This is a genomic window from Klebsiella sp. WP4-W18-ESBL-05 (genome assembly GCF_014169075.1).
In the GTDB taxonomy this organism is placed as follows: Bacteria; Pseudomonadota; Gammaproteobacteria; order Enterobacterales; family Enterobacteriaceae; genus Kluyvera; species Kluyvera ascorbata_B.
Genome location: NZ_AP022057.1, coordinates 1254444 through 1275384, shown reverse-complemented (window position 1 = coordinate 1275384; position 20941 = coordinate 1254444). Strand labels below are relative to the sequence as shown.

General features: G+C 56.5%; 19 protein-coding genes. 9 read left to right on the top strand and 10 right to left on the bottom strand.

Translation table 11 applies throughout. The annotated features are described in order from the left end of the window. Positions 1-10 precede the first annotated feature (10 nt). Together H7R58_RS06080 and H7R58_RS06075 are read left to right on the top strand one after the other, a co-directional pair. Complete coding sequence (locus tag H7R58_RS06080; RefSeq protein WP_182929365.1) at positions 11-778, top strand: SDR family oxidoreductase; 768 nt, start codon at positions 11-13, stop codon at positions 776-778. Positions 779-836: 58 nt separating this feature from the next. Continuing rightward, positions 837-1691, top strand: a complete 855-nt coding sequence (locus H7R58_RS06075) for a co-chaperone YbbN (RefSeq protein ID WP_182929366.1) — start codon at positions 837-839, stop codon at positions 1689-1691. Positions 1692-1837: 146 nt separating this feature from the next. Here the strand turns inward: H7R58_RS06075 and fetB are convergent, their stop codons facing one another. After that, complete coding sequence (gene fetB / locus H7R58_RS06070) at positions 1838-2623, bottom strand: iron efflux ABC transporter permease subunit FetB (RefSeq protein WP_106930523.1); 786 nt, start codon at positions 2621-2623, stop codon at positions 1838-1840. Next, entirely contained in the window at positions 2616-3287 is a 672-nt protein-coding gene (gene fetA, locus H7R58_RS06065) for an iron efflux ABC transporter ATP-binding subunit FetA (protein WP_106930525.1), read from the bottom strand. Before fetA ends, fetB begins: the two co-directional genes overlap by 8 nt. 127 nt (positions 3288-3414) lie before the next feature. Here fetA and H7R58_RS06060 point away from each other — a divergent pair, with 127 nt between their 5' ends. After that, positions 3415-4332: an SPFH domain-containing protein gene (locus H7R58_RS06060; protein ID WP_106930527.1), complete on the top strand. Its 918-nt coding sequence runs from the start codon at positions 3415-3417 to the stop codon at positions 4330-4332. Then, positions 4329-4790: an NfeD family protein gene (locus H7R58_RS06055; protein ID WP_106930529.1), complete on the top strand. Its 462-nt coding sequence runs from the start codon at positions 4329-4331 to the stop codon at positions 4788-4790. Before H7R58_RS06060 ends, H7R58_RS06055 begins: the two co-directional genes overlap by 4 nt. Positions 4791-4793: 3 nt before the next feature. Here the strand turns inward: H7R58_RS06055 and cueR are convergent, their stop codons facing one another. After that, positions 4794-5204 (bottom strand): Cu(I)-responsive transcriptional regulator, encoded by a 411-nt coding sequence (gene cueR / locus H7R58_RS06050; protein ID WP_106930531.1) that lies wholly within the window; start codon positions 5202-5204, stop codon positions 4794-4796. A gap of 95 nt (positions 5205-5299) precedes the next feature. On the opposite strand from cueR, the gene copA reads away from it, so the two are divergent. The 3 genes from copA to ybaK all read left to right on the top strand — a co-directional run bounded on the left by copA (position 5300) and on the right by ybaK (position 9366). Beyond that, positions 5300-7801, top strand: a complete 2502-nt coding sequence (copA, locus tag H7R58_RS06045) for a copper-exporting P-type ATPase CopA (RefSeq protein ID WP_182929367.1) — start codon at positions 5300-5302, stop codon at positions 7799-7801. Between the two features lie 89 nt (positions 7802-7890). Continuing rightward, on the top strand, positions 7891-8685 hold the full coding sequence (locus tag H7R58_RS06040; RefSeq protein ID WP_182929368.1) for a TraB/GumN family protein: 795 nt from the start codon (positions 7891-7893) through the stop codon (positions 8683-8685). Between the two features lie 201 nt (positions 8686-8886). Next, positions 8887-9366, top strand: coding sequence for a Cys-tRNA(Pro)/Cys-tRNA(Cys) deacylase YbaK (gene ybaK, locus H7R58_RS06035; protein WP_106930539.1), 480 nt, complete (start codon positions 8887-8889; stop codon positions 9364-9366). A 174-nt stretch (positions 9367-9540) separates the two neighbouring features. On the opposite strand, the gene ushA is transcribed toward ybaK, so the two are convergent. After that, positions 9541-11193 carry a bifunctional UDP-sugar hydrolase/5'-nucleotidase UshA gene (ushA, locus tag H7R58_RS06030; RefSeq protein ID WP_106930541.1) on the bottom strand — a complete coding sequence of 551 codons (1653 nt, stop codon included), beginning with the start codon at positions 11191-11193 and terminating at the stop codon, positions 9541-9543. Between the two features lie 174 nt (positions 11194-11367). Between ushA and H7R58_RS06025 the strand changes: the two genes are divergently transcribed. Together H7R58_RS06025 and ybaL are read left to right on the top strand one after the other, a co-directional pair. Next, entirely contained in the window at positions 11368-12588 is a 1221-nt protein-coding gene (locus tag H7R58_RS06025) for an MFS transporter (protein ID WP_182929369.1), read from the top strand. Positions 12589-12844: 256 nt separating this feature from the next. Then, positions 12845-14521 (top strand): YbaL family putative K(+) efflux transporter, encoded by a 1677-nt coding sequence (gene ybaL / locus H7R58_RS06020; protein ID WP_106930544.1) that lies wholly within the window; start codon positions 12845-12847, stop codon positions 14519-14521. 114 nt (positions 14522-14635) lie between these two features. On the opposite strand, the gene H7R58_RS06015 is transcribed toward ybaL, so the two are convergent. The 6 genes from H7R58_RS06015 to H7R58_RS05990 form a co-directional block, all read right to left on the bottom strand. Continuing rightward, complete coding sequence (locus H7R58_RS06015; protein ID WP_106930546.1) at positions 14636-15940, bottom strand: inosine/guanosine kinase; 1305 nt, start codon at positions 15938-15940, stop codon at positions 14636-14638. A 63-nt stretch (positions 15941-16003) separates the two neighbouring features. Further along, complete coding sequence (gene hemH, locus H7R58_RS06010; RefSeq protein ID WP_182929370.1) at positions 16004-16966, bottom strand: ferrochelatase; 963 nt, start codon at positions 16964-16966, stop codon at positions 16004-16006. A 177-nt stretch (positions 16967-17143) separates the two neighbouring features. Next, complete coding sequence (gene adk / locus H7R58_RS06005; protein WP_106930550.1) at positions 17144-17788, bottom strand: adenylate kinase; 645 nt, start codon at positions 17786-17788, stop codon at positions 17144-17146. 231 nt (positions 17789-18019) lie between these two features. Continuing rightward, positions 18020-19894 carry a molecular chaperone HtpG gene (htpG, locus tag H7R58_RS06000; RefSeq protein ID WP_182929371.1) on the bottom strand — a complete coding sequence of 625 codons (1875 nt, stop codon included), beginning with the start codon at positions 19892-19894 and terminating at the stop codon, positions 18020-18022. 107 nt (positions 19895-20001) lie between these two features. Beyond that, positions 20002-20607: a recombination mediator RecR gene (recR, locus tag H7R58_RS05995; protein ID WP_106930556.1), complete on the bottom strand. Its 606-nt coding sequence runs from the start codon at positions 20605-20607 to the stop codon at positions 20002-20004. After that, positions 20607-20936 carry a YbaB/EbfC family nucleoid-associated protein gene (locus H7R58_RS05990; protein ID WP_064548013.1) on the bottom strand — a complete coding sequence of 110 codons (330 nt, stop codon included), beginning with the start codon at positions 20934-20936 and terminating at the stop codon, positions 20607-20609. Before H7R58_RS05990 ends, recR begins: the two co-directional genes overlap by 1 nt. Positions 20937-20941 lie beyond the last annotated feature (5 nt).

Genomic DNA, 20941 nt, shown 5'->3' with positions numbered 1-20941 from the left:
AGGTAAAGTTATGCAAAAATCGGTCTTAATTACAGGATGTTCCAGCGGAATTGGTCTGGAAAGCGCGCTTGAGCTGAAACGCCAGGGGTTTCGCGTACTTGCCGCCTGCCGTAAACCCGATGATGTGAAACGCATGGACGGTATGGGGTTCACCGGCATTCTGCTCGATCTCGACAGCCCGGAAAGCATCGACCGTGCCGCCGAAGAAGTCATCGCCCTTACCGGCAATCGCCTGTTTGGCCTGTTCAATAACGCGGGTTATGGCGTCTACGGCCCGCTGACCAGCATCAGCCGTGAGCAGATGGAGCAGCAGTTTTCCGCCAACTTTTTTGGTGCCCATCAGCTGACGATGCGCCTGCTGCCGGCCATGGTACCGCACGGCGAAGGGCGAATTGTGATGACATCATCGGTCATGGGGCTTATCTCTACCCCGGGCCGCGGCGCCTATGCTGCCAGCAAGTACGCGCTGGAAGCGTGGTCCGACGCGCTGCGTATGGAGCTGCGTCATTCCGGCGTGAAGGTGAGCCTGATTGAACCTGGCCCGATCCGCACGCGCTTTACCGACAACGTCAACCAGACCAGCGATAAGCCGGTAGAAAACCCAGGTATCGCCGCGCGCTTCACCCTCGGCCCGGACGCGGTGGTCGAGAAGGTGCGTCATGCGTTTATCAGCGATAAGCCCAAATTACGCTACCCGGTGACGCTGGTGACCTATGCCGTCAGCTGGCTGAAGCGGCTACTGCCGGGGCGTGCGATGGACAAAATTCTGCAGGGCTAAGTTGAAGCGCACGCTTTTGCCCCCATCTCGAATACAAACCGACTACAGAGAATGACTCATGTCCGTACAGAATATTGTAAACATTACTGAAGCGAACCTACACCAGACGCTGGAGCAATCCGTCGCCACGCCGGTGCTGTTCTACTTCTGGTCCGAGCGTAGCCAGCACTGCCTGGAGCTGACGCCGGTGCTGGAAAACCTGGCTGCGCAGTATAACGGCCAGTTTATTCTGGCGAAGGTCGACTGCGATGCCGAACAGATGGTGGCCTCTCAGTTTGGCCTGCGCGCTATTCCAACCGTTTATCTGTTCCAGAATGGTCAGCCGGTCGACGGTTTCCAGGGCCCGCAGCCGGAAGAGGCTATTCGCGCGCTGCTGGATAAAGTTCTACCGCGTGAAGAAGAGCTGAAGGCGCAAGAGGCGCTGGCGCTGATTCAGGAAGGTAAGCACGCCGAGGCCCTGCCGCTGCTGAAAGATGCCTGGCAGCTCTCCGGGCAGGACAGCCAGATTGGCCTGCTGCTGGCAGAAACCTACATTGCGCTCGGGCGTTCTGAAGAGGCGGAAGCGGTGTTGCAAACCATCCCGTTGCAGGATCAGGATACCCGCTACCAGGGGCTGGTGGCACAGATTGAGCTGCTTAAGCAGGCGGCAGATACGCCGGAAATCCAGCAGCTGCAGCAGCAGGTTGAGCAAAACCCGGACGACGCGGCGCTGGCCTCAAAGCTGGCACTTCAGCTGCATCAGGTCGGGCGTAATGAAGAAGCGCTGGAGCTGTTGTTCAACCACCTGCGCAAAGACCTGGGCGCGGCTGACGGCCAGGCGCGCAAAATGTTGCAGGAAATCCTGGCAGCGCTCGGCACCGGCGATGCGCTGGCATCGAAATACCGCCGCCAGCTGTATTCATTGCTGTACTGATTGGCACAACGCTTATCAGGCCTACTGCCCGAAGCGGTAGCCAGACAGGTAGGCCGGATAAGGCGTTTACGCCGCCATCCGGCAATGTGCAACGAACGTGCCTGATGGCGCTGCGCTTATCAGGCCTTCTGCGACATGCGGCAGCGTCAATCGCGTTTTTTCAGTTGCGTCACCACCAGCTGGTGGCGCGCGTTGTAAAACTTCCGATAGGTCAGATAGCAAGCAATAATGGTTGACAGGCTGGCGGTAGAAAGCAGCATAAAGGTCACCATTATCTGATATTTAATTGCCTTCACCGGGTCAATACCGGCAAAAATCAGCCCTGACATCATCCCCGGTAAACTCACCAGCCCCACGGTTTTCGCCGAGTCGACGGTCGGAATCAACGACGCGCGAATGCTTTCGCGAATAAGACGGGCGGAGGCCATTTTCGGCGTTGCCCCCAGGCTCAGCTTCTCCTGAATCTGCTGCTGTTCAGCGCTAAAGCGCTGGCCCAGGTTGTTGTAGCACAGCCCAACCGCAATCATCGCGTTACCGGCAATCATCCCGGAAATAGGAATGACCTGCATCGGCACAAAAGCGATCGAACCGGAAAAGACCAGTACCGCAAGCGTTAGACCGGCTCCGGCGGTAATGGCGATAAACGATGACACGAACGCTTTGTCGATATATTTACTGCGCTTTTGCGCGTTATAGGCGGCGTTGAAGCAGATAAACAGAACCATCAGTAGCGTCAGCACCGCATGGTTGACGTTGAAAATATACTTCAGTACATAGCCAACGATAACCAGCTGCACCACCGCGCGGCAAATGCTCCAGATAATGTCTTTTTCCAGCGCCAGCTTTTCCCGGTAACTCACCACAATGGCAATCAATACCAGCACCATCGACAGCGCCAGCGACTCGTTAGTGATGATGTGTTCGTTATTCATGATCTGACTCCCTGACGCTCTGTGGGTGCGAAGGCAGCATAATCACCTCATCGGCATGGCTAATTTCATCTTTGTCGTGGGTCACCCACAGCACGGCAACCTGCTCATCGCGTACGTACTGATGAATAATTTCATTCACGTTCCCTTTATTCTGCTCATCCAGCGCGCTGGTTATTTCATCGAGTAGCAGCACCTTGGGTAAAAATTGCAAATTGCGAATTAACGATACCCGCTGTTTTTCGCCTCCCGACAGCTCGTTGATTGATTTAGACAGGGTATCTTCGGCCAGACCAAAGCGCGTTAGCTGCCCCAGGAAACGATCCGGGTCCGGCTGTTGGCCGCGAATTTGCCAGGGGAAAATAAAGTTGTCGTACACCGTGTCACCAAACAGCGCCGGAGTCTGCGCGCAGTAGGACACCTGCTGGCGATAGGCTTCCGGCGTTAGGGTGTTAATATCCTGGCCGCCAAACAATATCTGTCCTGCGCTCGGTGAGAGCAGCGAAGCGATAATTTTTAATAAGGTGCTTTTTCCACAGCCGGACGGGCCGGTAATCAGCTTGAATTCGCCGGGGGCCACGTTCAGGTTTATATTCTCAAGGATCGTCTTCTCGCCAATATGAAAGCTCACCTGCTTAAGCTGTAAAATCGCGCTATTTTCCGTCATTGCCTTTCTTTATCCTGTTTTTTCGTTTTGCCCCTCTAAGTGTAACGCCAATTAATTTCAGGGGGCGAATTTCCCGTGCAGAGCCGATATACTTGTTGAGGTTACGGAGAGTAAAACAGGAGGTTTTATGCTGGTATTTATCCCCATTCTTATCTTTGTCGCGCTGGTGGTGGTTGCCGCCGGGGTCAAAATTGTGCCGCAGGGCTATCAGTGGACGGTAGAGCGCTTCGGCCGCTACACCAAAACGCTGCATCCAGGGCTAAGTCTCGTTGTGCCGTTCATGGACCGGATCGGGCGCAAAATCAATATGATGGAGCAGGTTCTCGACATTCCCTCTCAGGAAGTGATCTCAAAAGACAACGCCAACGTCGCCATCGACGCCGTCTGTTTCATTCAGGTCATTGATGCGCCAAAAGCGGCATATGAAGTCAGCAACCTCGAGCTGGCCATTATCAACCTGACGATGACCAACATTCGTACCGTACTCGGGTCGATGGAGCTTGATGAGATGCTCTCTCAGCGCGATAACATCAATACCCGACTGCTGCATATTGTCGACGAAGCCACCAACCCGTGGGGGATTAAAATCACCCGTATCGAAATTCGCGATGTGCGCCCACCGGCAGAACTTATCGACGCGATGAATGCTCAGATGAAAGCGGAACGAACCAAGCGTGCCTACATTCTGGAGGCTGAAGGGATCCGCCAGGCGCAGATCGTGAAAGCCGAAGGTGAAAAGCAGGCGCAAATTCTTACCGCCGAGGGCGAACGTCAGTCGGCGTTCCTCCAGGCAGAAGCGCGTGAACGTTCGGCAGAGGCGGAAGCCCGCGCCACTAAAATGGTGTCGGAAGCGATCGCCGCCGGTGATATTCAGGCCATTAACTACTTTGTCGCCCAGAAATACACTGACGCGCTGCAACAAATTGGCGCGGCCAATAACAGCAAAGTGGTGATGATGCCGCTGGATGCCAGCAGCCTGATGGGTTCTATTGCCGGGGTTGCTGAGCTGATTAAAGACAGCAGCCGCGATCGGAAACCGTCATGATTGCCCTGGTGCTGGCGCACCCGCATTTTTTCTGGCTGAGCCTCGGCGGCCTGCTGCTGGCGGCAGAAATGCTCGGCGGCAGCGGCTATTTGTTGTGGAGCGGTGTGGCAGCAGCGGCAACGGGGCTGATAACCTGGGCGCTGCCGCTGTCGTGGGCGTGGCAAGGTGCGCTGTTCGCGGCGCTGACCCTGCTGGCGGCCTGGCTGTGGTGGAAATGGCTCTCGCGTCGGGGTGACAGACAGCGCCCGGCGCAAGGTCAGCTCAACCAGCGCGGTCAGCAGCTTTTGGGCCAGCGTTTTACCCTGGATAACGCGTTGGTCAACGGCCGCGGCCATATGCGCGTTGGCGACAGTTCCTGGCCCGTGCTGGCCGATGATGACCTGCCGGCCGGCAGCAAAGTTGAAGTCATTGCGGTGGAAGGGATCGTCCTGCGTATCAGGCTTACCCCGCCTCGCTAACCCTCACGCCAGGGTCTTACGATGGCAGCAGCCGGAAAGGTTATCAATAATCGGACAATCGGCGCTGTCATCCCCCGGGCAGGAGGCGGCAAGCGACAGCAGCTGATCGCGCATCGCCTGTAAATCGCTGATGTGGCGCTCAATGTCCGCCACCTTCTGTAGCGTGTAGGCCTTCACATCGGCGCTGTGGCGCTGCGGATCGTTAAACAGATTGACCAGCTCGCCACACTCTTCAAGATTAAATCCCACCTGCCGCGCCTGGCGCAGCAGCGTAAACTCATCCAGGTGTTTTTGCGTATAGCTGCGGTAGCCGTTCTCGCTACGCAGCGGCGGCGTTACCAGCCCCTTCTCTTCATAAAAGCGAATGGCTTTGCTGGTCAGGCCGGTTTTTTTGGCCACATCACTGATATTCACATTTCCCCCTTGACCTTCCCCTTGCTGGAAGGTTTAACCTTTCTCACTGTAGACCAAAAGGTGAATTTGGTCACCCATCAATTGAGGAGAGGAATATGTCTCATACCATCGATCTGGCGCTGGACGGTTTGTCCTGCGGCCACTGCGTCAAACGCGTTAAAGAGAGCCTGGAACAGCGCCCGGACGTTGATCATGCGGAAGTCACCATCGAAGCGGCGCACGTCACCGGCAGCGCCAGCGCCGATGCGCTGATTGAAACCATTAAACAAGCCGGTTACGGCGCGGAGCTCAGCCACCCAAAGGCTAAACCGCTGGCAGAGTCATCACTCCCGTCGGAAGCACTGACAGCGGCCGCCCCTGAGCTTCCGGCAGCACAGGAACTGGATGACAGCCAACAGCTGCTGATCAACGGTATGAGCTGCGCCAGCTGCGTTTCCCGAGTACAAAACGCCCTCCAGGCGGTGCCGGGCGTGGTACAGGCACGGGTAAATCTGGCGGAGCGCACGGCCCTGGTCATGGGCAGCGCCTCCGCCGGTGATTTAGTCCATGCCGTAGAGAAAGCGGGCTACGGTGCGGAGGCCATTGAAGACGACCTTAAACGTCGCGAACGTCAGCAGCAAACCGCGCTGGCCACCATGAAACGTTTTCGCTGGCAGGCCATTGTCGCCCTGCTGGTCGGCGTGCCGGTGATGGTCTGGGGGATGATTGGCGACAACATGATGGTCACCGACGATAACCGCTCGCTGTGGCTGGCTATTGGCCTTGTCACCCTGGCGGTCATGGTATTTGCGGGCGGCCATTTCTATAGCAGCGCATGGAAAAGCCTGAAGAATCGTACCGCCACAATGGATACGCTCGTGGCGCTGGGGACCAGCGTAGCTTGGCTGTATTCGATGAGCGTTAACCTGTGGCCGCAGTGGTTCCCGATGGAAGCACGCCACCTTTATTATGAAGCCAGCGCCATGATTATTGGTCTGATTAACCTCGGCCATATGCTGGAAGCACGAGCGCGTCAACGTTCGTCGCGCGCGCTGGAAAAACTCCTCGACCTGACGCCGCCCACCGCGCGGGTAGTCACCGAGGACGGTGAAAAAACCGTGCCGCTGGCCGACGTGCAGCCGGGCATGATCCTGCGCCTGACCACCGGTGACCGGGTACCGGTCGATGGGGAAATCAGCCAGGGCGAAGCCTGGTTTGACGAAGCCATGCTTACCGGCGAGCCCATTCCGCAGCAGAAAGGCGATGGCGACAGCATTCACGCCGGTACGGTAGTGCAGGATGGTTCTGTCTTATTCCGCGCCAGCGCCGTCGGCAGCCATACCACGCTGTCACGCATTATTAAAATGGTCCGCCAGGCACAAAGCAGTAAACCGGAAATTGGCCAGCTCGCGGATAAAATTTCGGCGGTGTTTGTACCGGTCGTGGTGGCGATTGCGCTATTCAGCGCGGCCATCTGGTACGTCTTCGGACCGGCGCCGCAGATTGTTTATACGCTGGTGATCGCGACCACGGTGCTTATCATCGCCTGTCCGTGCGCCCTCGGCCTCGCGACGCCGATGTCGATTATTGCGGGCGTAGGCCGCGCTGCCGAATACGGCGTGCTGGTTCGCGATGCCGATGCCTTACAGCGTGCCAGCGAACTGACCACGCTGGTATTTGATAAAACCGGCACGCTGACCGAAGGCAAACCGCAGGTTGTCGCGATCGTCACGCAACGTGATATTGATGAGGCCGTCGCGCTGCGCCTGGCCGCTGCGCTGGAGCAAGGTTCAAATCACCCGCTGGCACGCGCTATTCTGGAGAAAGCCGCCAACAACATGCTCCCGCAGGTTAACGCCTTCCGCACGCTGCGCGGCCTGGGGGTTAGCGGTGAAGCCGAAGGGCATCGCCTGCTGCTCGGCAACCAGGCGCTGATGCATGAACAGCAGATCGATACCCGTGAACTGGACGACGAACTGGCCCGCCAGGCGGCTCAGGGCGCAACGCCGGTACTGCTGGCCATTGACGGTAAAGCCGCCGCGTTGTTTGCCATTCGCGATCCGCTGCGCAGCGACAGCGTCGCCGCTCTACAGCGTCTGCATCAGGAAGGCTATCGTCTGGTGATGTTAACGGGCGATAATCCGGTGACTGCGAACGCTATCGCCAGAGAAGCCGGTATCGATGAGGTGATTGCCGGCGTGCTGCCGGACGGTAAAGCTCAGGCCATTAAAGATCTGCAGGCGCAAGGGCAAAAAGTGGCGATGGTCGGCGACGGCATCAACGATGCCCCGGCGCTGGCGCAGGCCGATGTGGGCATCGCGATGGGCGGCGGCAGCGACGTGGCGATTGAAACGGCGGCTATCACGCTGATGCGCCACAGCCTGGTGGGCGTTGCCGATGCGCTGGCCATTTCCCGCGCCACCCTACGCAACATGAAGCAGAACCTGCTTGGCGCCTTTGTCTATAACTCGCTCGGTATTCCGATTGCCGCAGGGATCCTTTGGCCGCTGACCGGCACGCTGCTTAACCCGGTGGTCGCCGGGGCGGCGATGGCGCTCTCATCCATTACGGTGGTCAGCAACGCTAACCGGTTGCTGCGATTTAAACCTAAAGCCTGATCCTCGCGCCCCGCCCGTTTTCGGACGGGGCGCGTTTGCACCTTTCCTTCCGGCGCGCTAACATGACATTTTCCTTCCAGGGAGCGCGGATGAGCCTGTTACATCAACTACAACGCCTGTGGCGGACCCTGCGCGGCTCGCCGTACAGCTGGCCGGCGCTGGATGTCACCCTTCCCGGCGGTCGCCATCTGCACCTGGTCGGCAGCATTCATATGGGCACACGCGATATGTCCCCCCTGCCGCCAAAGCTGCTAAAGAAGCTACGCCAGGCCGATGCGCTGATTGTTGAAGCCGATATTTCCGGCAGCGAAACCCCGTTCAGCGATCTTCCCGAATACCCGCCGTTAGCCGAACGGCTGAGCGCAGAGCAGCTTAGCGCGTTACAAAAACGGCTTGATGAGCAGGGAATGTCGCTCGCCCGCGTGGATAACCAGCCGCTGTGGCAAATCGCGATGGTGCTACAGGCCACTCAGGCTCAACGTTTAGGTCTGCGTCCGGACTACGGTATTGATTATCAGCTGCTCGCGGCCGCACACGATGCCGCGCTGCCGGTGCAGGAGCTGGAAGGGGCAGATAGCCAGATTGACCTGTTATGCCATCTGCCCGACGGCGGCATGGCGCTACTTGATGATACCCTGACGCACTGGCATACCAACGCACGGCTGCTGCAGGTCATGATCGGCTGGTGGTTGGATCAGCCCCCGACCCGCGGTGGAACATCGCTGCCCAATACGTTTAGCCAGTCGCTCTATGATGTGCTGATGGTGAAACGCAATATTGCCTGGCGAGATGCGCTGCTGGCGCTACCGCCGGGACGCTATGTGGTCGCGGTAGGCGCGCTGCATTTGTACGGAGAGGGCAACCTGCCACAGATGCTGAAATAAAAAAATGGCCAATATCGCTATTGGCCCGTCAAAGAGGAATTTCATCATTATTATTATCCCGAAGTTTTCACTCCGGATCCTCCGATTGTCGCTCAAAGTTGCTACAACTGCCAATACCTATTGCGCAAGATTATACTATTTTTTAGTCCGTTTTAGGGCGTATGCTGACGGTATACCCTGTCTGTAGTAAGAAGGAACGTTATGACTCCCGCAGTTAAGTTACTCGAAAAGAACAAGATCCCATTTAGCATTCATACCTACGATCACGATCCGAACGAAACGAACTTTGGCGATGAGGTCGTGCGCAAATTAGGGCTAAACGCCGATCAGGTTTACAAAACGCTGCTGGTCGCGATGAATGGCGATATGAAACAGCTGGCAGTGGCGGTCACGCCGGTCGCCGGGCAGCTGGATTTGAAAAAAGTCGCCAAGGCGTTGGGTGCGAAAAAGGTCGATATGGCCGATCCGATGGTGGCACAGCGCGTCACCGGTTATCTGGTCGGCGGCATCAGCCCGCTGGGGCAGAAGAAGCGCCTGCCAACGGTGATTGACGCGCCGTCGCAGGAGTTTGCCTCTATCTATGTTTCCGGCGGCAAGCGCGGGCTGGATATTGAGCTGGCGGCGGTGGATTTAGCGAAAATTCTTGGCGCGACGTTTGCGGACATTGCGCGCCGGGATTAATAACGCGATTTTCGGTTACCCCTCTGATAGCCTCGTACGCCGCCATCCGGCAATGTGCGCTGAACCGCCTGATGGCGCTGCGCTTATCAGGCCTACGGAAGGGTAGGCCGGATAAGGCGTTTACGCCGCCATCCGGCAATGTGCACCCAACTGCCTGATGGCGCTGCGCCGAGCTTACTGCCAGCTCACTTCCCCTTTCGGCTCGTAAGCATTCACATCCAGCGGCGAGTTCTGCTCAATATACTGTTTAAGCACCTCGGCATCGATAAAGCCGGTATTCACATAGCCCGGTTTGTTATCAATCTTCGGATAGCCGTCGCCGCCGGTAGCGTTAAAGCTCAGCGTCGCCAGACGATAGGTTTTCGCCGGATCGACCGGTTCACCTTTGATTTTCAGATCCTGAAGCTGCCCGCCCTTCGCCACAAAGCTGACGTTGGCAAACTGCGGATAGGCCCCTGAGTCCGGCTTCATCTGCGCTACAGCGGTCAGATACTCAATCACCTCTTTCCCGCTCATATCGGCATACACCACCACGTTGCCAAACGGCTGCACCTTCAGCACGCTCTTATAGGTGATATTACCCGCCTCGATGGAGTCGCGAATGCCGCCGCCGCTCATGACGCCAAAATCGGCGCCGGTGCGCGCCATCTGCGCCGCCAGAATCAGGTGCCCCATGTTGGTCTGCACGAAGCGAACCTTGCTGCGATCGCCTTCCAGATGCCCGTTCACGCTGCCAACTTTTACCTCTAACTGCGCTTTGCCTTTACTCTGGAACGGCGTCAGCAGCGAGAGCATCTGCGGGTTTTCCGGGATCTGCGGCGTGTAAAGCACGCGCTCGCTCTGCCCGTTATCGTAAGTGACTTTCTTCTTCAGGTTGACCGGGATCAGCTGGTAGTGCACCAGCTTAAGCTCACCGTTGCGGAATTCGAAGTCCGCGCGGCCGACATATTTCCCCCACTCGTGGGCCTGAACTATCCAGATACCGTTCTGTTTGTCCGGCGCGCAGGGCGTACCCGGTACGTAATCAACCTGCTTTTTATTTTCCGACGCCATGCAAACCGGGTCCTGCGAGTGACCGCCTACAATCATCGCCAGCGCGCCGGCCGGCAGGCTGCGCGCCATTTCAACATCACCCGGCGCATTGGAGCCGTGTTCGCCGTTATCGTAGTGCCCCATATGGGTCGTCGCCAGAATCAGGTCAGGCTTCTCTTTCTGCTGTAGCTCCTGAATCACCAGCTTCGCCTCTTCCGCCGGTTTGCGGAATTCAATATCGGTAAAGTATTCCGGATTACCGATTTTGGCGGTGTCGTCGGTGGTTAAACCAATGACGGCAATTTTCAGATCCTGACGTTTAAAAATCGCCCACGGTTTAAACAGGCGCTCGCCGGTGCTTTTCTGGTAAATATTGGCGGAGAGGAACGGGAATTTAGCCCACTTTTCCTGCTGGCGCAGAACGCTCAGCGGATTATCAAACTCATGGTTGCCGACGGCCATCGCGTCGTAGCCCACCAGATTCATGCCGCGGAAGTCCGGCTCGGCATCCTGCAGATCCGACTCCGGAACCCCGGTGTTAATATCGCCGCCCGAGAGCAGCAGCACGCTGCCGCCTTCTGCTGCCACTTCTTTACGAATGCCGTCAACCAGCGTTTTTTGCGCCGCCAGGCCATACTCGCCGTATTCACTGCGCCAGAAGTGCCCGTGGTGGTCGTTGGTATGCAGAATGGTTATCTTATACGTTTTATCTTGCTGATAAGCCTGTGAGGGCAGGCTGACTAAAGATAGTGCAGCCAGCATCGCCAGCGCCACGCCTCGTTTGACGAAATGCATGATTCTCTCCCTGAGTGAATAACAACCGCAGAAATTACAACGCTATGAAATATTAGTCTAATTTGTTTTCAGAATTGAGACTTCCTTCAAACGTCTTAGACAGGTATCTTAGTCTGATAATAATTATTAAAGCGTTTATCCCCAATATCGCACTACCAAATATAAGTGGAATCTATGGCAATCTCTGAAACCAGCCCTACGCGGCCTGGCCCGACTGCGTCTTCGCAAAAGGGCCGCACCTCATTCGGTATCCTGGGAGCAATAAGCCTCTCCCACCTGCTCAACGACATGATTCAGTCGCTGATTCTGGCCATCTACCCGCTGCTGCAGTCCGAGTTTTCTCTGACCTTTGTGCAGATAGGGATGATCACCCTTACCTTCCAGCTGACCTCATCGCTGTTCCAGCCGGTGATCGGTTACATCACCGATAAGCGTTCGATGCCGTGGTCACTCCCCGTCGGCATGTGCTTTACCCTAAGCGGCCTGGTGCTGCTGGCGCTGGCAGGTAGCTTCGGGACGGTGCTGCTGGCCGCTGCGCTGGTCGGTACCGGCTCATCCGTGTTCCATCCGGAATCCTCCCGCGTGGCGCGCATGGCTTCCGGTGGTCGCCACGGGCTGGCGCAGTCTATTTTCCAGGTCGGCGGTAACTTCGGCAGCTCGCTTGGGCCGCTGCTGGCGGCGGTGATTATCGCGCCGTACGGTAAGGGTAACGTTGCCTGGTTCGTCCTGGCCGCGCTGCTGGCGATTGTCGTGCTGGCGCAGGTCAGCCGCTGGTACGCCGCGCAGCATCGTCTGGCGAAGGGTAAACCTAAAGCGGTGATTATCAATCCGCTGCCGAGAAACAAGGTTATTCTGGCCGTGAGCATCCTGCTGATGCTGATTTTCTCGAAATATTTCTATATGGCGAGTATCAGCAGCTACTACACCTTTTATCTGATGCAAAAATTCGGATTATCGGTACAAAACGCGCAGATTCACTTATTTGCCTTCCTGTTTGCAGTGGCTGCGGGCACCGTCATTGGCGGGCCTGTAGGTGACAAGATTGGCCGTAAATATGTTATTTGGGGCTCTATCCTCGGCGTTGCACCGTTTACTCTCCTTTTACCCTACGCCAGCCTGTGGTGGACGGGGATTTTAACGGTGATCATTGGATTTATCCTCGCATCGGCGTTTTCTGCCATTCTGGTGTATGCGCAGGAGCTATTGCCGGGCCGTATCGGGATGGTTTCCGGGCTATTCTTCGGCTTCGCTTTTGGCATGGGTGGCCTTGGGGCTGCGGTACTGGGGCTGATTGCCGACCATACCAGTATCGAGTTGGTTTATAAAATATGTGCTTTCCTACCACTTATTGGGATGTTGACCATATTCTTACCTGATAACCGCCAAAAACACTGAATTTACGGCAGCCAAACCTTTGTTTTGGCTGCCGCGCCCCTCCCCGCAAGCGCGCGTCTTATCTGGCTTTGCTCAGCCAATTTTCATTTTTGTGCCATTTACTCTCAAAAATTCAATTTTTTAGCTAAATTCAAGAATTATTCACAAACACAATCACGGAAATTGTCATAAACTATTACGAGGTTTTTTGGTTTTCAGGCTGTTGCGGCACTCTGCGCCAAAAATGGGACCACGCATCACGACGAAAGGAGACGGAATGCATCACGCCACACCGCTAATCACCACCATTGTTGGTGGCCTTGTGCTCGCTTTTTTCCTTGGCATGATTGCCAATAAGTTAAGAATTTCACCACTGGTAGGTTATTTATTAGCGGGCGTGCTGGCCGGACCGTTTACTCCAGGATTTGTCGCTGATACCAAACTGGCGCCTGAGCTTGCAGAACTCGGCGTTATTCTGCTGATGTTCGGCGTCGGTCTCCATTTTTCGCTCAAAGATTTGATGGCGGTAAAGTCTATCGCCATCCCCGGCGCCATCGCGCAAATAGCCGTCGCCACGCTGCTGGGGATGCTGCTCTCCACTTTCTTAGGCTGGTCAATGATGACCGGTATCGTGTTTGGTCTGTGTCTTTCTACCGCCAGTACCGTGGTGCTGCTACGCGCGCTGGAGGAACGGCAGCTTATTGATAGCCAGCGGGGGCAAATTGCCATCGGCTGGCTGATTGTTGAAGACCTGGTGATGGTATTAACGCTGGTTCTGCTCCCCGCCGTCGCCGGAATGATGGAAAAAGAAAATATCGGTTTTGCCTCATTGGCTATCGATATGGCCATCACCATCGGCAAAGTTGTGGCGTTTATCGCCATCATGATGCTGGTTGGCCGTCGTCTGGTGCCGTGGATCCTCTCACGCAGCGCCGCCACCGGGTCTCGCGAACTGTTCACGCTCTCGGTACTGGCGCTGGCGCTGGGCATTGCCTTCGGTGCGGTCGAATTGTTCGACGTCTCCTTCGCGCTGGGCGCATTCTTCGCCGGAATGGTGCTGAACGAATCCGAGCTGAGCCACCGCGCGGCGCACGATACGCTGCCGCTGCGCGACGCGTTTGCGGTACTGTTCTTCGTCTCCGTCGGCATGCTGTTCGATCCGTTGATTCTGATTGAGCAACCGCTGGCGGTGCTGGCAACGCTGGCCATTATCATCTTCGGTAAATCGCTGGCGGCGTTTGGCCTGGTGCGCCTGTTCGGTCACTCCCAGCGTACCGCACTGACCATCGCCACCAGCCTGGCGCAGATTGGCGAATTTGCCTTTATTCTGGCCGGTCTGGGGATGGCGCTGGGGCTACTGCCGCAGGCCGGGCAAAACCTGGTGCTGGCGGGCGCGATTCTCTCCATTATGCTTAACCCGGTGCTGTTCTCCCTGCTGGAGAAATACCTCGAGAAAACGGAAACGCTTGAGGAACAGACGCTGGAAGAGGCGCTGGAAGATGAAACGCAGATCCCGGTGGATATTTGCAATCATGCGTTGCTGGTCGGCTACGGCCGCGTCGGCAGCCTGCTCGGTGAGAAGCTGATGGCGCAGGGCATTCCACTGGTGGTCATTGAAACGTCGCGAACCCGCGTGGATGAGCTACGTGAACGCGGTATTCGCGCGGTACTGGGCAACGCCGCTAACGAAGAGATCATGAATCTGGCGCACCTCGACTGCGCCCGCTGGCTGCTTTTGACCATCCCCAACGGCTACGAGGCCGGGGAGATTGTTGCCAGCGCTCGCGAGAAGTGTCCGCACCTCGAGATCATTGCCCGTGCGCATTATGACGACGAAGTGGCGTACATTAGCGAACGCGGAGCCAATGAAGTGGTGATGGGCGAGCGGGAGATTGCCAAAACCATGCTGGGGCTGCTGAGCTCGCCGCCGTTGAGTGAGGCGGTAAGCGGGTAACTTTCGTCGGCCGGATAAAGCGAAGATGCCATCCGGAAATCTGCGCCATCTTCCTGATGGCGCTGCGTTTATCAGGCCTACAACGGCACGTCATCGTTGTAGGCCTCGAACGAATTAACGTTCCCAGTACGCCTCTTCGAGGCTATCTTCTTTCTCCGGCAGGCCGCGCGTCAGACGCGGCGAATGCTGGTTCAACACCTGATAGCTTACCCGGTTAGCATACTTGCACACCTGCGCGAGTGACGAATAGGTCAGCCAGGCGTGCTGATGCTTGCTGGAGTTCGGCACGTTGCTACGGTGATAGGCGTTGGCGGTAATATCATGCAGCAGCGCCGCCAGCGCACCGTCACCCGCGCCATTGGTGTTCATGATTTTTTCTGGCCCGCCCATAAATGGCGCAATGTGCGAGTAGATACGCAGTGGCTCACGGCAATCTTTAAAACGCACCGCGCGGCTGAACTCATACTGGTTAAACTCGGCAATGGCACCCGGCAGCAGCGGATGCTGGGTTTTACGCTTGGCCTCATTTTCGGTAAAGCCTGCCATATACAGCCCGGTCGGCCCGGCGGTGCACAGCACCAGATCCACCCAGTCCAGCGCTTTATCCGATGCCTGCAGCGGGTCGCTGAGGCCGGTTAACGCTTCCGCTTCTTCTTCATTCATCGCCAGAATCGACACGTGCTCTTTGATAAAACGCTGCCACCATTCCGGGCTATCGGCGATAACAAACTTCGTGCCCAGCGTCAGCACCACCGGTACATCATGCTTTTTGGCATAGGCGATGGCCTGCATGGTGGCATCCGGCATCGGCTCGCCCGGCTTGCAGCGCACCAGGTAGGAGGTGAGCACCAGCGCAGATGCGCCGGCGATAACCGACTCAGGAATACTCTCCGGGCGCAGCTTGTTCATGTGCCCAGGGCTAATGGCAAAGGTCCGCTCGCCGCTGTCGCTAATCAGCGTAAAGCAGCGGCCAATCGGCCCGTCAACGCCCTGCAAATGGTTAAGATCGGTGCGGCTGGAGGTATTACACAGGTAGCGGTAGGCATAGCCGCCAATTTCGATATTGCTGCACATCACGCCGAGCAGCACCGAGCGGTCATCCGCCAGCACCGAGTAGTTATGCATGGTGTTACCGATAGTGCCACCGGCAAACTGATGGGTAATCAGGTTTTCGCGCACCAGTTCCTGATACAGCGCTTCCGCTACATCGTCTTCAATCACCAGCGAATGCCCGGCACTCAAGCCGTAGCGCTGAATAAACGCATCGTCGACTTTCGCCTCAATATCCACCAGCGTCTGGTCGATACCGACGACCCACGCGGCGCTGGTTTCACTTTCGGGCTGAATTTGCTTGAGCAGCGGATCGCGAGCGTCCACCGGGAAGTAATGTTTAGATTTGCGTTTACCGGGAAATTTCATGGTGATTTTTGGCTGGCAGTTAACAGGCGGGGAATAGTAGCATATTCCCCTACCCGCAGGCGATTAGCGATACGACGCGGTCAGATTCACCATCATCTCAATATGCGCATCATCATCATTAAGCGCGGGAATATACTCATACTGTTGCCCACCCGCCTCCAGGAACACTTCACGGTTCTGAACCGCTATTTCTTCCAGCGTTTCCAGGCAATCAGCAGAGAAGCCCGGGCACATCACCTGAATATGCTTCACGCCCTTTTCTCCGAGCATTTTCAGCGTCTCATCGGTATACGGCGTCAGCCACGGTTCACGGCCAAAGCGCGACTGGTAGGTCATCATCACCTTGTCCGGTGAAATACCCAGCGCGGAAACCAGCTCGCGGGTCGTGTCGCGACAGCGTTGCGGATAATCGTCGCCTTCATGCGCGTAGCGCTGCGGAATGCCGTGATAGGAAAGCAGCAGCAGATCCGGCTCGCCGTGGCGCGCGAACGATGCGCGTGCGCTAGCGGCCAGCGCCTCAATATAGCCGCGATCGGTAGCATAGTCGCGAATGAACGACACGCTCGGAATGGCGCGTTTGCTGGCCAGTATACGGGCGAGTTCATCCCATACGGCGGCCACGGTCGAACAGGAATACTGCGGGTAAAGCGGCAGCACGACAAGCTGATCGACGCCCTGTGCCAGCAGTTCATCCACGGCGCTTTGTAGCGACGGCGTGCCGTAGCTCATGCCCAGCGCCACCGGCACATCCGGCAGGCGTGCGGCCAGCGCGCGCTGCTGGCGACGGCTATAAACCATTAGCGGCGAGCCGTCTTCCATCCACACGGACTGATACAGCTTTGCTACCCTGGGCGCGCGAATAGGCAGAATCACGCCGCGCAGCAAAGGCCACCACAGCAAACGCGGCGTATCAACAACGCGCTTATCGCTTAAAAACTGTTTCAGATAGCGTTTAATGGCTTCAGACGTGGGGGCATCGGGCGTCCCGAGGTTAACCAGCAGAATACCGGGTTTTTTATGATGCATTACCGCCTCTTATCGATTCAAATTGTTGATAATTGTAGCGGAAAAGCAGGGAAGAAAAACTAATTGCTGTGAGAGGTAAGGCGAGAATTTTTGCCTGATGGCGCTGCGCTTATCAGGCCTACAAAATAATCGTAGGCCGGATAAGGCATTTATGCCGCCATCCGGCACGCCTCGGTATTAGCCGAGGATTTTTTCCAGCTCTGCGCGAACGTCAGCCACGGCCTGAGTACCGTCAACTTTGGCGTACTGGGTGTTACCCGCCTGCGCTTCTTTAGAGTAGTAGCCGATCAGCGGCGCGGTCATCTGATGGTATTCCACCAGGCGCTTACGCACGGTCTCTTCCTGATCGTCTTTACGCGTGGTCAGCTCTTCGCCGGTCACGTCGTCTTTACCTTCAACCTTAGGCGGGTTGAATTTGATGTGGTAAACGCGGCCAGAAGCAGCGTGTACGCGACGGCCTACGATGCGGTCAACGATCAGTTCGTCCGGTACGTCGAATTCCAGCACGTAGTCAACGTTGATGCCCGCTTCTTTCATGGCGTCAGCCTGCGGAATAGTGCGCGGGAAGCCGTCCAGCAGGAAACCGTTGCGGCAGTCTTCCTGGGCGATGCGCTCTTTCACCAGCGCGATAACCAGCTCATCGGTCACCAGCTTACCGGCATCCATGATGTCTTTAGCCTGTTTGCCCAGCTCGCTGCCGGATTTAACGGCCGCGCGCAGCATATCACCGGTGGAGATTTGCGGAATGCCATATTTCTCCATGATGAACTGTGCCTGAGTTCCTTTACCCGCGCCAGGTGCGCCAAGCAGAATGATACGCATTGCGAAAATCCCCTCAAAGGTTGTCAATATTTTTTAAAAAGCGCTAAAAGATACCACCAACGCGGCATTGGCTCAAGGAAGCGGGCTACGCTGAAACGGTTAACGGTGGGAAAATTGATAATAAGGAGAGAAAATGCCGGATGGCGGTGTAAACACCTTATCCGGCCTACGATCGATGAGAAGCTGTAGGCCGGATAAGCGTTAGCGCCATCCGGCATTACATTATGGCTATCAGGACACCAGCAGCTGGTTCATACGGCGGATAAACTGGTTAGGATCTTCCAGCGTACCGCGCTCGGCGAACAGCGCCTGGTCAAGCAGCAGCTCAACCCACTCTTTAAACTGCTCGTCGTCCTGGGTATCGGCAGTGCGTTTCACCAGTACGTGATCCGGGTTCAGTTCAAAGATGTATTTCACTTCCGGCGCAGCCTGGCCCGCCGCGGCGAACAGTTTCGCCATCTGGGTGCTCATTTCGTCAGCATCGGTAGTGACAATCGCCGGCGTGTCGGTCAGACGATGGGTCAAACGCACTTCTTTCACGCGATCACCCAGCAGGGTTTTCACGCGTTCAACGAACGGCGTCAGCGCTTTTTCCGCTTCCTTCGCGCTTTCGTCGACTTCATCCGCCAGTTTGTCGATAGACTCGTCGGCTTTCGCCACTGACTGGAACGGTTTGCCGTCGAACTCGGTCAGGTAGTTCATCATCCACTCATCGATGCGGTCAGAAAGCAGCAGCACTTCGATGCCTTTCTTACGCAGCAGCTCCAGGTGCGGGCTGCTTTTCGCCGCGGCGTAGCTGTCGGCGGTGATGTAGTAGATTTTCTCCTGCCCTTCTTTCATACGCGAGACGTAGTCGGCCAGCGACACGCTCTGCTCGGAAGAGTCGGTATGGGTAGAAGCAAAGCGCAGCAGTTTGGCAATCGCTTCCTGATTACCGTGATCTTCCGCCGGGCCTTCTTTCAGTACCAGGCCAAACTGTTTCCAGAAGGTCAGGTATTTCTCGGCATCGTCTTTCGCCAGTTTTTCCAGCATTTGCAGCACGCGTTTGGTCAGCGCGTTGCGCAGATTTCGGGTGACGGTGCTGTCTTGCAGGATCTCACGTGAAACGTTCAGCGGCAGATCGTTGGAGTCTATCAGGCCGCGCACGAAGCGCAGGTAGTTCGGCATAAACTGTTCGGCATCGTCCATGATAAAGACGCGCTGCACGTACAGCTTCAGGCCGTGTTTATGATCGCGGTTCCACATATCCCACGGCGCCTGCGACGGGATATACAGCAGGCTGGTGTACTCCTGCTTCCCTTCCACACGGTTGTGGCTCCAGGTCAGCGGATCGGTAAAGTCGTGGGCGATATGCTTGTAGAACTCTTTGTATTCGTCGTCGTTAAGCTCAGCTTTATTACGCGTCCACAGCGCCTGCGCTTTGTTGATTTTCTCCCAGGAGACAACGGTTTCACCGTCTTTCTCTTCAGATTTTTCAATTTCTACCGGCAGCGCGATATGGTCGGAATATTTGCTGATAATTGAACGCACGCGCCAGTCGTCGAGGAACTCGCTTTCGTCTTCACGCAGGTGCAGAGTAATTTCGGTGCCGCGGTCTTCTTTGGTGATGTCCGCGACGGTGTATTCACCTTCACCGGCAGATTCCCAGAACACGCCGTTTTCCGGCTTATCGCCCGCCGCACGGGTGCGCACGGTGACTTTATCCGCGACGATAAACGCCGAGTAGAAGCCGACGCCGAACTGGCCGATAAGCTGGCTGTCTTTCGCCTGGTCGGAGCCCATGGACTCGAGGAAGGCTTTGGTGCCGGATTTTGCGATAGTCCCCAGGTGGTCAATCACTTCGTCGCGGTTCATGCCCACGCCGTTATCGGCGATGGTCAACGTACGCTTATCTTTATCGAAGGAGACGCGCACGCGCAGTTCGCCGTCGCCCTCATACAGATCCGGGTTGGACAGCGCGCGGAAGCGCAGCTTGTCGGCAGCATCTGAAGCGTTAGAGATAAGCTCACGCAGGAAAATTTCTTTATTGGAATACAGAGAATGGATCATCAGGTGCAGAAGCTGTTTTACTTCTGACTGAAAGCCACGTGTTTCTTGTCCTTTCATTGCAAAATACCTCAATGGTGATTACAAGGTAAAAAAAGCGATGAGAGGAAAATGGGGATGGGTAGCGAGAATTTCAAGCGAGAGCAGAAAATCCTGCTCTCGTTTGATTAAAAACGAATCTTATGGCGCCCGGCCAGCGAGTGCGACAGTGTGGTGCCGTCAACCATCTCCAGCTCGCCGCCAACCGGCACGCCGTGGGCGATACGGCTAGCATCAACGCCATACTGCGCGCACAGCTCGGCAATATAGTTGGCCGTGGCTTCCCCTTCCACCGTGGGGTTGGTGGCGAGAATGATTTCCGTGAGCTGCTCCGTTTCCAGACGTTGCTCCAGACGATCGAGGCCGATATCGTCCGGGCCGATGCCGTCGAGCGGCGACAGGTGGCCCATCAGCACGAAGTAGCGGCCGGAGAACTGCCCGGTCTGCTCAATGGCGTAAATGTCTGCCGGACTCTCCACCACGCAGATTTGGCCGTTTTCCTGGCGACGCGGGTTCGCACAGATATTGCACACGTCCTGTTCGGTGAAGGTGCGGCAATCAGCGCAGTGGCCGATTTCCGACATCGCACGCGTTAAGGACTGCGCCAGGCGCATTCCCCCGCTGCGATCGCGCTGCAGCAGGGTAAACGCCATGCGCTGCGCTGACTTCGGGCCAACGCCCGGCAGGCAGCGCAGCGCTTCCATCAGCTGAGTTAACAGCGGACTGGTTTGCATCAGAACGGCATCTTGAAGCCTGGCGGCAGCTGCATTCCGGAGGATACAGAGGCCATTTTCTCTTTCTGGGTTTCATCAATACGGCGTGCCGCATCATTGAACGCCGCAGCGACGAGATCTTCCAGCATCTCTTTGTCGTCTTCCAGCAGGCTTGGGTCGATTTCAACGCGACGGCAGTTATGCGCGCCGTTGATGGTCACTTTGACCAGACCTGCGCCAGATTCGCCGGTGACTTCCAGCTGGGCGATTTCTTCCTGCATTTTCTGCATTTTGTCTTGCATCTGCTGGGCCTGTTTCATCAGATTACCCAGACCGCCTTTACCAAACATAGGCT